This is a genomic window from Streptomyces albofaciens JCM 4342 (assembly GCF_008634025.1).
Lineage (GTDB): Bacteria > Actinomycetota > Actinomycetes > Streptomycetales > Streptomycetaceae > Streptomyces > Streptomyces albofaciens.
Genome location: NZ_PDCM01000002.1, coordinates 758,699 through 771,841, shown reverse-complemented (window position 1 = coordinate 771,841; position 13,143 = coordinate 758,699). Strand labels below are relative to the sequence as shown.

Sequence of the window (13,143 nt, the reverse complement as noted above, 5' to 3'; positions counted from 1 at the left end):
GCGAGGGCGGTGGAATTACGCCGTCACCGGGCCGCCGGGACGGATACGGAGGGTGTCCGTCCGCCCGCCGGATGCCCTGCCGCCTGGGGAACCGGCGGCGCGGGGTGCTGCCGCCGATGACGCTCCGCCTTCACCGCAGGCCCGCACGCGGCCCGTGCCGGCTCCGGAATGCGATGGCACCACCGGGTCGTAACGGCTGCGAGGTGAGGGGGCGGACAGTGAGACGATTGAGCGCGCCCGAACAAGCCCGTTCCAATTCCCGGAAGGGTTCGTGACGGCAAGGCGGAATCGCCGCAAGCGCGGTGCCGGGGGAGGGGGACAGGAAAGTGGGAATTCAACTACCGTGCGGCTGGGGCCGCACCGTACGGAAGGCGGTCGGCGGGGGCCGGAGTCGGCGGTCCGGCCCCCGCACGGAGAGACTGGCAGCCTCCCTTACACGGACTCCCGGTAAGCCCGGAACGCCCGTGTCGCCACGAATCCCATCACCGCGACCGCCGCCGCGAGCAGGGCCAGACGTCCCTGGACCGTGTTCCGGCCGGCCCCGGCCCTGACCGGGGGTTCCTTCCTGCCCATGGAGTAGGTCCTGATCAGATCGACGGCTTCCAGAGCCGTTTCCGCATGCCGAGGCGCAACCATCGCCGCACACCTTTGTCGAAGACCAGGAAGGTGTGACTCCCACCTTCCTGGTGCCATCGGACACGAGGAGGCTGAACGGCGAGGGCGGAACCCTACGGTGAGATGTCGCAGCAGAAGCCGACAGGGCCCTCGAACGGCTGCAAGCGGGACTGCGAGCGAGGCGTTCGGGCGGCCGTTGGTCATGCCGCGTGTGCGACGGGGTACTGGTGTGGCGTCCGTACGCGTTCGGTGCGCGTACGGAACGGACGAGAGCCGGGGCCCGGACCCCGGCCGTGCGCACCGGACGAAAGGCGGAGATGGAAGACCTGCTCTCCGCGGCCGTGCCCGCCCCCGCCGTGCTGCGCGACTACGCGTTCCTCGGCGACGGCGAACGGGGCGCGGTCGTCGGCCCGCAGGGCGAGGTGGTGTGGCTGTGCGCGCCGCGCTGGCACGACGACGCGGTCTTCTCCGCGCTGATCGGCGGGCCGGGTCACTACACCGTACGGCCGCGGAGCGCCTGGCGGGTGCGCGGCGGCCACTACGAGGACGGCACGCTCATCCACGTCAGCCGCTGGGTCACCGACGAGGCCGTCATCGAGAGCCGGGAGGCCCTGGCCCTGCCCGCCGCCCGCGACGGCCTGATGCTGCTGCGCCGGGTGCGCGCCGTGCGGGGTGACGCCCGCGTCCACCTCGTGCTCGACCCGCGGCCGGGGTTCGGTGCCGGGACCCTGACGGAGGGCCGCGACACGCCGGACGGCCACACCGCCCAGGGCGGCGGCCTGCACGTGTGGTTCGGCGGGGCGGCCCTGAAGCGCCGCCCCGGCGGTGGCCGGCAGGCCGCCTTCACCGTTCCGGAGGGGCAGGAGCGCGACCTCGTCCTGTACATCGGCCGGCGGCCGCCGGACACCGCGCCGGATCCGCGGCGGCTGTGGCGGGAGACGGAAGCGGCGTGGCGCGAGGCCGTACCCCGCTGCCTCGACACCGCCGCGCCCCGCGACGCCCGGCACGCCTACGCCGTACTGCACGGACTGACCAGCGGCTCCGGCGGCATGGTCGCCGCGGCCACCACCTCCCTGCCCGAGCGTGCCAAGGCCGGCCGCAACTACGACTACCGCTACACCTGGATCCGCGACCAGTGCTACGCCGGGCTCGCGGTGGCCGCCCACGGCCCGTACCCGCTGCTGGACCAGGCCGTGCGGTTCGTCAGCGCGCGTCTGCTGGAGGACGGCGACCGGCTCCGGCCCGCCTACACCGTGGACGGCGCCCCGGTCGCCGACGAACGCCCGCTGCCCCTGGTCGGCTATCCGGGCGGCAGCGACTTCGTCGGCAACCGCGCGGGCCGGCAGTTCCAGCTCGACACGTACGGGGAAGCGCTGCAACTGTTCGCGGCGGCGGCCCGGCACGACCGGCTGGACCGGGACGGGCAGCGGGCGGCGGAGGTCGCGGTGCGGTGCGTCGAACAGGACTGGCGGCGACCGGACGCCGGGATCTGGGAGCTGGAGAAGCGCTGGTGGACGCATTCACGGCTGAGCATCGTGGCCGGGCTGCGCGCCCTGGCCGACAGCGTTCCGGGCCCGGCGGCGCGGAGCCGGAGCGAGCTGGCCGACGCCGTGGAGACGGAGACGCGACGGCGCTGCCTGGGGCCCGACGGCGTGTGGCGGCGCGCGGAGGACGACGCGGGCGCCGAGGGCGCCCTGCTGCTGCCGATGGCCCGCGGCTGCCTGCGCCCGGACGACCCCAGTACGTACCGCACCCGGCGCTTCATCGAGGAGCGGCTGGCCCACGACGGGTACCTCTACCGGTTCCGCCACGACGACCGGCCGCTGGGCGAGGCCGAGGGCGCGTTCCTGCTCTGCGGGTTCATGATGGCGCTGGCCGCGCATGCCGGAGATGACCGGGTCGGGGCCTTCCGCTGGTTCGAACGGACCCGCAGCGCTTGCGGTACGCCGGGCCTGTTCGCCGAGGAGTACGACGTGGAGCAGCGCCAGCTGCGCGGGAATCTGCCGCAGGCGTTCGTGCACGCCCTGCTCCTCGAAGCGGGGGCCCGCCTGAACGGGCCGGATGCCGCCTGACCCGGCCCCGGCCCGGGGCGCGGCCATCCACCGAACGGCGTAACGGCTGCCGGGAGAACGGCACGGTCACGGTGACCGGGAGAACGGAACAGATGCGGCAAAGAGGGTAGAGCCCGCGTGGCGCGGTACCCGATGAGCAGCGGAATCCGACGCTGGAGCCGCCGTCGGACGTCAGGGAACAGGAGGACGCCTCGTGGACAAGGAACCGGACGCAGGCCGCCGCACGCGCGCGCCGGGCGGCGCGGAGGGCCGGGACGGCGGCGCGGACCCGGCCGCGCTGGAGGCCGCGCTGCGCCGGCGCGTGGACGGCGAGGTCCGCTTCGACGCCGGCAGCCGCGGCGCGTACGCGACCGACGGCTCGAACTACCGCCAGGTGCCCATCGGCGTGGTCGTACCGCGCACCGTGGACGCGGCCGTCGCCGCCGTCGCGGTCTGCGCCGAACACGGCGTGCCGGTGCTCTCCCGCGGCGGCGGTACGAGCCTGGCCGGGCAGTGCGCCAACGCCGCCGTGGTGATCGACTGGACCAAGTACTGCCACGGCCTGGTCTCGGTCGACCCGGAAGCACGTACCTGCGTCGTCGAGCCCGGCATCGTCCTGGACGAACTGAACCGCCAACTGTCCGACCACCGGTTGCAGTTCGGGCCCAAACCCTCGACGCACAGCCACTGCGCGCTGGGCGGCATGATCGGCAACAACTCCTGCGGCGCGTCGGCGCAGGCGTACGGCAAGACGGTCGACAACGTGCGGCGGCTGGAGGTCCTCACCTACGACGGCGCCCGCTTCTGGGTCGGCCCGACCTCGGACGAGGAGTACGAGCGGATCGTCGCCGAGGGCGGGCGCCGGGCCGAGATCCACCGGGGACTGCGCGACCTGGCCGACCGCAACCTCGCCGAGATCCGCCGCGGCTACCCGCGCATCCCGCGCCGCGTCTCCGGCTACAACCTCGACTCGCTCCTGCCGGAGAACGGGTTCGACGTCGCCCGCGCCCTCGTCGGCAGCGAGGGCACCCTCGTCACCGTGCTGCACGCGGAGCTGGAGCTGGTGCCGGTCCCCGAGTACGAGGCGCTGCTCGTCATCGGCTATCCGGACATCGCCTCCGCCGCCGACGACGTACCGAAGGCCCTCCAGCACTGCGAGCCCAGCCAGCTCGAAGCCCTGGACGGCCGGATGGCCCAGCTCATGCGCGAGGAGAACGCCCACACCGACTCCCTCGACAACCTGCCCGCCGGGGAGAGCTGGCTGCTGATCCAGTTCGCCGGGGACTCCCGCGAGCAGGTCGACCAGCAGGCGCACGGCCTGCTGAAGGCCATGGGACGCGACGAGGACGACGACAACGTGGCCTTCTCCGACGACCCGAAGCGCGAACAGAAGATGCTCCGGGCCCGGGAGGCGGGGCTCGGCGTCACCGCCCGCCCGCCGGACGGCCGCGACACCTGGGAGGGCTGGGAGGACTCCGCCGCACCCCCGGAGCGGCTGGGCGACTACCTGCGCGACCTCACCTCCCTCCTGCGCGAGTACGGCTACGAGCACGCCACCCTCTACGGCCACTTCGGCCAGGGCTGCGTCCACACCCGGATCCCCTTCGCCCTGACCTCCGCCGACGGCATCCGGGACTTCCGCGACTTCCTCTTCCGGGCCGCCGAACTCGTCACCTCCTACGGCGGGTCCCTCTCCGGCGAACACGGCGACGGGCAGTCGCGCGCGGAACTGCTGCCGGTCATGTTCGGCGACCGGCTGGTCCGGGCCTTCGGCGAGCTGAAGGCCCTCTTCGACCCGGACAACCGGATGAACCCCGGCAAGGTGACCAGCCCCTACCGCGTCGACGAGAACCTGCGCCTGGGCTCGCACTGGCGCCCCACGTACGGCGAAACCCACTTCGGCTACCCGGAGGACGACCACGACTTCACCCGCGCCGTCCTGCGCTGCGTCGGCATCGGCAACTGCCGCAGCCACCGCGGCGGCGTGATGTGCCCCTCGTACCGCGCCACCGGCGAGGAGGAGCACTCCACCCGCGGCCGCGCCCGGCTGCTGTTCGAAATGCTCGGCGGCCACGCGGACTCGGCGGTGACCGACGGCTGGCGCAGCACCGAGGTCAAGGACGCCCTCGACCTGTGCCTGGCCTGCAAGGGCTGCAAGTCCGACTGCCCGACCGGCGTGGACATGGCCACATACAAGGCCGAATTCCTCGCCCACCACTACAAGGGACGGCTGCGCCCGGCCGCGCACTACGCGCTGGGCTGGCTGCCCCTGTGGGCCCTGGCCTCCCGCGCCGCGCCCCGGCTGGTCAACGCGGCCCTGCACGCTCCCGTGATCGGCGGCCTCGGCAAGCGCCTGGCGGGTGTCGCCACCCGGCGCGACGCGCCCGTCTTCGCGGAACAGTCCTTCCTCCAGTGGTGGCGCGCGCAGAACCGGCCCGAGCCCGACCCCGCCGACCCCCGCACCGTCGTGCTGTGGCCGGACACCTTCAGCACGTACTTCCACCCGAACATCGCCCGGTCGGCCGTCCGTGTCCTGGAGGACGCCGGATTCCGGGTGACGGTGCCCACTCAAGCCGTGTGCTGCGGGCTGACCTGGATCTCCACCGGCCAGCTGGACACCGCCAAACGCACGCTGCACCGCACGACCCGGATCCTGCGGCCGTGGCTCGAAGCCGGTACGCCCATCGTCGGCCTGGAACCGTCGTGCACCGCCGTCTTCCGCGCCGACGCCCCCGAACTGCTGCCGCACGACACCGACGTGCAGCGCCTGGCCGACCAGTTCCACACCCTCGCGGAACTGCTGGTGCGCCGCGCCCCCGACTGGCAGCCGCCCCGACTCGCCCGCGCCGCCACCGTACAGACGCACTGCCACCAGCACGCCGTCATGAAGGCCGACCCCGACCGGGAGCTGATGCGCCGCGCCGGGATCGACGCCGACGTGCTGGACGAGGGCTGCTGCGGCCTGGCCGGCAACTTCGGCTTCGAGAAGGACCACTACGACGTGTCCATGGCCGTCGCCGAACAGGGCGTCCTGCCCGCCGTGCGCGCCACCGCCCCCAGCGCCCTGGTCATCTCCGACGGCTTCAGCTGCCGCACCCAGATCGAGCAGTCCGGCACCGGGCGGCGGGCCCTGCACCTGGCCGAGGCGCTCGCCCTCGGCCTGGACGGCGCCGCGCCCGCCCACCACCCGGAACGCAAGGTCCCCCGGCCCGGTGTGCGCCCCCGCGACGCCCGGATGATCACCGCGGCGGCCGTGGCCGCGGCGCTCGGCTGCGGCGCGGTGGCTCTCGTCCGGCGCCGTACCTGAGCCACGGCCGCCCCGGACGGTCAGCCGGGGCGGCGTACGAACACGTCGGCGGCCGCGTTGGTGTCACCGGGCACGAGGTCGGCGGCTTCGGAGGTGAAGGCCACCGCCTCGCCGCCCCGGGTGACCGAGCCCGGAACGGCCCGTGCGGCCGGGCCGACCGCGGTACGTCTACCGGTACGCACGTCCAGCAGCGTGAGCCGGTCCTCCTCGGACAGCAGCACCTTCCGCCCGTCGCCGCTGACCGCCACCGCGGAGGCACCGGCCGGCGCGAGCCGTACGGTGGTGCCGGTCCGCAGATCGCGGAGGTAGGCGTGCCGGCCGGGCGCGGTGGTCCCGGGGACCAGGTTGCCGGACTCGGAATCGAAGAGCACGTGGCGGCCGTCCCGGCTGATCTGCGCCAGCCGGCTCCGCTTGTCGTCCTGTACCCCGTCCAGCGGTACGTCCACCTGCCGGACGGTCCCGTCGATCCGGTCCTTGACGAAGATGTCGTACGCGCCGCCGCGCGGACCGGTGGCGAAGGCGAGCAGCCGCCCGTCGCCGCTGAGCGAACCGTTGCTGACGGACGGATGGCCCGTCGGGGTCTGCTGCGGGTCGATCCGCTCGTCGGTGCCGTCGGTCAGGTCCCGGACGAGCAGCCGGGCGGGCCTGTCCGGGTTGCGGCTGCCGATCGTCACGGCGGCGTAGCGGCCGTCGGCGCCGAGCGAGTCGACGCTGCTCAGCTCGGCGCTGCTGACCTGGGTGCTGCGGCCGGTGACCCGGTCGTGGACGTAGGCCGACGCGTAGCGGGTGCCCGACCCGTAGCCGACGTACCGGCCGTCGTCACTGATCGCCGTATGGCTGCCGCCGTACGACTTGGCCCCCGGCACCCGGGTGACCTGCCCGGAGGCCAAGTCCTTGAGCAGCAGGGCCCGGTAGTGGTCGGCGCCCAGGTTCGGCGCGGCCGACCAGAAGGCGACGTACCGCCCGTCCGCGCTGATCGACGCCCCGTCCGACAGGCCGTCCGCCTGGCCCCCGTCCGAGGTGGTGCTCACCCGCTCCGTGCTTGCCGCGCCTGCTGTGGGCCGGGCCTGTGCCGTGCCCGGCAGCAGGGCGGCGGCACAGGCCGAGGTCACGACCGCGGCAGCGGCCGCACGCGTCACGCGGGACGTACGCCCCGCGCGTAAGAGCCGTCTCATGGTCACCCTTCGAAAGAGGAGGTCACGTCCGCCCGCGCACACGGGACCCGCTCATCAAAGAGGCACCGGACGCCCCGGGCAATCAGCCGATTTCCGTACAACCAAGAGATGCCGTGGAGCGTCCGGTGGCCCGAGGGCGCGCTCAGCCCGTGCGCTGACGCCGCCGCTCGTCGTCGGGGTGCGTGCGGTGCGCTTCGTCCTGGACGAGCAGGGAGAGCAGCGACGCGACGGTCAGGCCGGCTTCGGCGGGGTGGCGCAGCACCTTGCCGGGATCGATCTCGTAGATGTTGCTGCGGCCCTCGCGGGTGTGGGACAGGTACCCGTCGCGCTCCAGGTCAGCAATGATCTTTTGAACAGCGCGCTCGGTCAGCCTGCAGTGGGCGGCGATGTCCCGGATGCGGGCGTGGCGATTGTCCGCGATGGCCGCCAGCACCCGGGCGTGGTTGGTCACGAACGTCCACCCCGTGTGCGGTTCGGGCACTCCGTTCTGCGACTCGGACAGTCCATCCATGGCGCCAGTCTAGCGACCTTGCGTTCACGTGTCCCTAAACACGTACAGTATTTCGTGTATTAGTTGACGTGTGTCCCTCGGTCGGCAAGTCTGGAGGGAAGCGGCCCAGCCGATGACGGGAAGGAATGGCCATGCCGGAAGCTGCGCCCTGGGCGTCTCCTCCCCCCGAGGCCGTCACCGGAGCCGACGGGAACGGCGGCCCGCCGGCCGCGTACCCGCCCCGTCTGACGCGGCTCGACGCCTTCCCCGGCGACGGCCGGACCAGGGTGGCCGTGCAGGGTGAACTGGACCTGGACGCCTGCGAGGAGATCGGACACGACCTGTACGAGGCCCTGAGCCGGTCGGTCCGGGGGCTCGACCTCCACCTCGACGCGGTCCCGTTCTTCGACTGCGCCGGACTGAACATGCTGCTGCGTCTGCGCACGCGGGCCCTCGCGCAGGGCAAGACCGTCGTCGTCCGCTCCAGCAGCCGCGCGGTCGAAAGGCTCCTGGACCTGACCGGAGCCCGGAAGCTGTTCATCTCCCCGCGGCCGTACGGTCCGTGCGTCCCGTGTCCCACCGTCGACGGCGCGGTCCCGCACCAGGACCGTCAACAGGACGCGCACGAGGACTCCCGCCAAGGGCTGCCCGCGGAAGTCGCCCAGCTGCGCCGCGCCATGCAGACCCGCCCGGTCATCGACCTGGCCCGCGGCATACTGATGGCCACCTTCACGCTCAGCCCCGAGGCGGCCTGGGCCGTGCTGGTCACGGCCTCCCAGAACACCAACACCAAGCTGCACTTCCTGGCCCGGGACCTGGTGGACAGTGTGCAAGGGGGCGCGCTGCCGGAGGCGGTACAGGAGCAGTTGGCGGCCGCGGTGGCCAAGGCCAGGGCGGCTCCGTCGCGCCCGGCCGCCGGCGAGTAGCCGCGGCCGGCGGACGGCCGAGAACAGCCGGGCCGCCCCTGTCACGTTTCGCCGCCGCGAAGTGTCCCGATGGGCAGGCGAAGAGAAAGGCAGGGCGATGTCGGTTCGTCACGGTGCGGTCGGGTCGGGGGCGGGACATGGATGAGCACACCAAGGACGCTGGGGACGCCGAGGGCCCTGCGGACGCCGGGGACACGTTCACCGAGCACCGCGGACTGCTGTTCACCATCGCCTACGAGATGCTGGGCAGTGTCACCGACGCCGAGGACGTGCTGCAGGAGAGCTACCTGCGCTGGCGCGCGGTCGATCCGGCCACGGTCCGGCACCCGCGCGCCTACCTGGTCCGTACGGTGACCCGGCAGGCCCTCAACCACCTGCGCGCGGCCCGGGCACGGCGCGAGGACTACGTGGGCGCGTGGCTGCCCGAGCCGATCCGTACCGCGCCCGAGGCGAGCGACGACGTGCTCCTGGCCGAATCGGTGTCGATGGCCATGCTGCTCGTCCTGGAGACGCTGAATCCGACCGAACGCGCCGTGTTCGTGCTGCACGACGTGTTCGGCTACACCCACGGTGAGATCGCCGCGTCGGTCGGCAAGAGCGAGGCCACCGTGCGGCAGACCGCCCACCGCGCCCGCCGCCACGTCCACGCGCGGCGCCGCCGTTTCGAGCCGGACTCCGACGCCGCCCGGGAGATCGTGCGGCGGTTCCTGGACGCGGCGGCGACCGGCGACGTACAGGTGCTGATGGACCTGCTGGCGCCGGATGTCGTGCAGATCTCCGACGGCGGCGGGAAGGCGGTTGCCGCGCGCCGCCCCATCGTCGGCCGCGACGAGGTCGCCCGGTTCATCGTGCGCGTGGCCCGTACGAGCCTCAAGGGGACCCGTATCGAACCCGCCGCCTACAACGGCATGCCCGCGGCACGGTTCCTGACCGACGGCGTACTCGACTGGCTGCTGACGGTCGAGATCCACGACGGACGGATCACCGGCCTCTACGGCATCCGCAACCCCGACAAGCTGCACCGCGCCGACGCGGTGCGCCCGCTCGACAGGAAGGGACCCCGGCCGTGGAAACCGTGACCGTGGAACGCGTCATCGCCGCCCCGGTGGACGAGGTGTTCGCCTGGCTCACCACGACCACCCACTACACGCGTTCACCGCTGGCACTCCGCTGCCGGCTGACCCGGCACGGCGCGGGCGCGCCCTATGGGGTCGGCGCGGTGCGCAGCCACCTCTGGGCGATCGGCTGGTTCCGTGAGCGGATCACCCGGTACGAGCCGCCGTACGCCACCGAGTACGTCGTCGAGCGCAGTTGGCCGCCGTCCCGGCACGAACTCGGCCGGATGACGTTCACCGAGGCCGACGGCGGCACCCGGGTGTGCTGGACCACCCGCGCCGAAGTGCGTCTCCCGCTGCTCGGCGCCCCGCTGACCCGCCTCCTCATGAGGCCGGTCCTCAGCCGTACTTTCGGCAACATCCTCGCCACGGCCGAGGCCGCGCTGACCCGGGATCAGCCGGGCAGCGCGGTGAACTCGTAGCCGTTGCGCAGCAGCGGACCCTCGGAATCGTCGGAGGCGCTCATGGTGTCGTGGGTGACCGAGTAGGTGAATGTCTGCGGGTTCCGCTTCATGGAGAGCAGGTACCCCTCTCCCTTCATGATGTCCGGGGAACAGGTGCGTTGGCTGAGACGGGTGGGCTCCCACATGGTCAGTGTGTCGCCCTCGAAGACGGCCTTGCTGGTGAAGTCGTTGCAGCCCAGGTTCCCGATGACCGTCCCGTCCTCGTGGAAAATGAAATACGCGCTCTTCGGCAGGTCCGGACCGTAGCTGTCGCCCACGCTCAGCCTGAGCACCTGCCAGCGCCGGCCGTAGAACCCCTCGGGCTGCTGGAGTTTGATCGCCACGTAGTCGCCCTGCTGGTTCTTCAGGTCCAGCGTGAGGTTGTCGACCCGATGGGCGATCGTCAGCGGACCGTCGAAGACCTTCCGCAACCGCTCCGCGAAGGCGCGGTTCTTCGCCGGGCACCCGCCGTCCTCCGCCGCCTGCGTCCACTCCCCACCCAAGGTCAGCGCACTGTCGGTCAGGGTCGTGGACCTGCGGAAGGGCACGCAGCCGTCGTTGCCCTTGACCGTGTTGTCGTAGTCGAACGCCATCCAGGAGGCGGCGTGTGGCGGCGCGCTGATCTCCCGGCCGTCAACGGTGACCCACTGGACCATCCAGCGCGCCCCCATCAGCAGCCCGCCCGCTCCGCCCGGCCCCTTCTTGGTGGGCGAGGCCGAAGCCGGCTCGGCCCCGGCGGTCTTCCCGCCCTCGCTTCCCGCTGGCGACGGGCCGCACCCGGCGACGGTGAGCAGGGCGGCGAGCAGGGCACCGACGGCGGTACCGGCTCGACGTACTCGACGTATACGCATACGCAAGATCGTACGGACGTCCGGGACCGCCGCCTGCTTCCGACGGACACCAAGAGATCAAGAGGGCAACCATTTCGCCGCGCCGGTGGTCACCTATGAGGCGCAAGTATGTGCGAGTACACGCATGAGCATGTACCTGCGCCGTACGAGCCGAAGCGTGAACCACCGCACGACAATCGACGAGCGTGCCGTTCCGGCGGAACGGCACGTGGGACCCGAAAGGTCTGCTGGATGAAGATTCGCCGCGCCCTGACGGCCGCCGCAGCGGCTGCCTTGATAGCGCCCGCCGCCGTACTGACCGTGCCCACCGCCGCGTTCGCGACCGGAGCGGCGGGGTCCGGGACGGGTTCCGGTACGAGTGCTGCTGGTACCACGGGCTCCGTTACGACGGGTTCCGCGGGCGCCTCGGAGGAGGCGCAGCGTCCCGGTCGGGCCGGTGACACCGGTGGGACGGGTTCGGGCGGCACCACCGAGGGGACGGGAACGGGCGGTTCGACCGCCGGTACGGGGGGTTCGACTGCCGCTACGAGCGGTTCACCTGCCGGTCAGGGCGGTTCGACTGCCGGTACGGGAGGTTCCGTCGGTACGGTGGGTTCCACCGGTACGGGAGGTACGGACAAGGGTACGGGGACGGTCACCGGCGGTGGCCGCACCTCCGGCGAAACCGAGGGCCGGACCTGCGACTTCGAGTCCGACCAGCTGCGGGTGACGGTCAACGGCCTGCCGTCCCGGCTGGCGGCGGGCGGCCCCTGGACCACGTTCACCATGCGGCTCACCAACACCACCGGTAAGACGCTGTCGGAGGTGCAGCCGTTCCTGTACGTGGCCTCGGCCGAGGACGTCGACCGGCCGTACTGGGAGCTGGACACCGAGTACCGCGACCGTAGGACGGGGGAGTGGAAGACGTTCCACGACGCGTCGCCCCAGACCCTGTTCGGCTCCTTCGCGATCGGCCCGCGCAGTGTCGTCACGCTGACGCTGCGCACCCGCGTGGTCAAGGACGCCAAGCCCGGCACCGGGTACGTGCTCGCCGCGGGCGACTTCCGCAACCGCGACGGCTCCTGTGGCTCGGCCAAGGAGGAGTGGTACGACTTCACCATCCTGCCCGCCGGCGCGAAGCCGACCGAAACGCCGGGCAAGCCGGGCAAGCCGGGCGGCGGCACGGCCGAACCGACCGCTTCGGCCGAGCCCAGCGCGAGTGCGACCCCCGGTGGAACCGCGGGCGGTTCGGGGTCGGGCGGCGGTCTCTCGGCGCAGGGCGGCGGCCACCTCGCCGCGACCGGTTCGTCCTCCGCGCTGCCGGCGATCGGCCTGGCCGGCGCGGCCGCGGTCGCCGTGGGCGCGGGTGCGGTCTTCGCCGTACGCCGCCGCGAGCCCGCGACCACCGGCACCGGCGCCACGGACGCCACGGCCTGAGCGATCGCCGCCGGTTTCCTCGTTCCTCTTGACCGACCGCGCTGCGAGCCGGGATCGGGACCGGGTTACGACCGGTACCGCGAGCCCGGTTCCGAGCCGAGCCATGAGAAAGAAGTCCCCATGAAACTGCGTCGCACCCTGTCCGTCTCGGCCGTGACGGCCGCCCTGATCCCGATGGCGGTGGCCGCCGCCCCGGCCACCCAGGCGGCCCCCGCCCCGAAGATGCCGACGTGTTACGACGTCGACACGGCCTACGGGCAGTACCACAACAACTTCTTCGCCGGCCGGTCCTTCGGCGCACCCGACATCGTTCGCCTCGGGGACCAGTGGCACGCCTTCACCGCCACGCTCACCAACGTCTCGAAGAAGGAACTGAAGTCCTTCAGCCTGCGGGCCAGGGTGGACAGCAACGTCTACAACGACGGCGAGCACGGCCTGAGCCCCTACGCCGACCTCCAGTACTGGGACGCCGGGAAGCGCGAGTGGCAGACCCTGCGCCAGGGCGACGCCGCCACGGGCCGCATCCCCGGGCCCGGCACGCTCAAGCAGCGCGAGTCCGTGCACGTACAGCTGCGGTTCCGGGTGCGCGAAGGACTGTCGGACGACCAGTCCTACGACTCCTACGCCTACCTCTACGGAACGTTCGTCGACCGGTACCGCGGCATCGACTGCACGACGACCGGTGTCACCGGGGCCGACTTCAATCTCCGCTGGAAGTGAGGCCGGCCGCCTGCCGTGCCGGACGTCGCGTCTC

The 13,143-nt window shown here is 72.4% G+C and carries 10 protein-coding genes; 7 read left to right on the top strand and 3 right to left on the bottom strand.

Going from position 1 to position 13,143, the window contains the following annotated elements; all coding sequences use genetic code 11:
- Positions 1-932 precede the first annotated feature (932 nt).
- Together CP973_RS23855 and CP973_RS23850 are read left to right on the top strand one after the other, a co-directional pair.
- Entirely contained in the window at positions 933-2,687 is a 1,755-nt protein-coding gene (locus CP973_RS23855) for a glycoside hydrolase family 15 protein (protein WP_150250157.1), read from the top strand.
- Between the two features lie 277 nt (positions 2,688-2,964).
- Positions 2,965-5,973 carry an FAD-binding and (Fe-S)-binding domain-containing protein gene (locus tag CP973_RS23850; RefSeq protein ID WP_150250155.1) on the top strand — a complete coding sequence of 1,003 codons (3,009 nt, stop codon included), beginning with the start codon at positions 2,965-2,967 and terminating at the stop codon, positions 5,971-5,973.
- Between the two features lie 20 nt (positions 5,974-5,993).
- On the opposite strand, the gene CP973_RS23845 is transcribed toward CP973_RS23850, so the two are convergent.
- On the bottom strand, positions 5,994-7,148 hold the full coding sequence (locus CP973_RS23845) for a WD40 repeat domain-containing protein (RefSeq protein WP_150244863.1): 1,155 nt from the start codon (positions 7,146-7,148) through the stop codon (positions 5,994-5,996).
- Positions 7,149-7,290: 142 nt separating this feature from the next.
- Positions 7,291-7,659, bottom strand: coding sequence for a helix-turn-helix transcriptional regulator (locus CP973_RS23840; RefSeq protein WP_150244860.1), 369 nt, complete (start codon positions 7,657-7,659; stop codon positions 7,291-7,293).
- Positions 7,660-7,790: 131 nt separating this feature from the next.
- Here CP973_RS23840 and CP973_RS23835 point away from each other — a divergent pair, with 131 nt between their 5' ends.
- From CP973_RS23835 to CP973_RS23825, 3 genes are all read left to right on the top strand, one after another.
- Positions 7,791-8,564, top strand: a complete 774-nt coding sequence (locus tag CP973_RS23835; RefSeq protein ID WP_150244857.1) for an ANTAR domain-containing protein — start codon at positions 7,791-7,793, stop codon at positions 8,562-8,564.
- 137 nt (positions 8,565-8,701) lie between these two features.
- Positions 8,702-9,643 (top strand): RNA polymerase sigma-70 factor, encoded by a 942-nt coding sequence (locus CP973_RS23830; protein ID WP_150244853.1) that lies wholly within the window; start codon positions 8,702-8,704, stop codon positions 9,641-9,643.
- Positions 9,631-10,101 carry an SRPBCC family protein gene (locus tag CP973_RS23825; protein WP_150244850.1) on the top strand — a complete coding sequence of 157 codons (471 nt, stop codon included), beginning with the start codon at positions 9,631-9,633 and terminating at the stop codon, positions 10,099-10,101. The genes CP973_RS23830 and CP973_RS23825 overlap by 13 nt, the downstream gene beginning before the upstream one ends.
- Here CP973_RS23825 and CP973_RS23820 read toward each other — a convergent pair.
- Positions 10,074-10,973, bottom strand: coding sequence for an META domain-containing protein (locus CP973_RS23820; RefSeq protein ID WP_150244847.1), 900 nt, complete (start codon positions 10,971-10,973; stop codon positions 10,074-10,076). The genes CP973_RS23825 and CP973_RS23820 overlap by 28 nt on opposite strands.
- 588 nt (positions 10,974-11,561) lie before the next feature.
- Between CP973_RS23820 and CP973_RS23815 the strand changes: the two genes are divergently transcribed.
- On the top strand, positions 11,562-12,389 hold the full coding sequence (locus CP973_RS23815) for a hypothetical protein (protein ID WP_244409970.1): 828 nt from the start codon (positions 11,562-11,564) through the stop codon (positions 12,387-12,389).
- A gap of 120 nt (positions 12,390-12,509) precedes the next feature.
- The gene (locus CP973_RS23810) at positions 12,510-13,109 is read left to right on the top strand and encodes a hypothetical protein (protein ID WP_150244841.1); all 600 of its coding nucleotides are present in this window, start codon (positions 12,510-12,512) and stop codon (positions 13,107-13,109) included.
- Positions 13,110-13,143 lie beyond the last annotated feature (34 nt).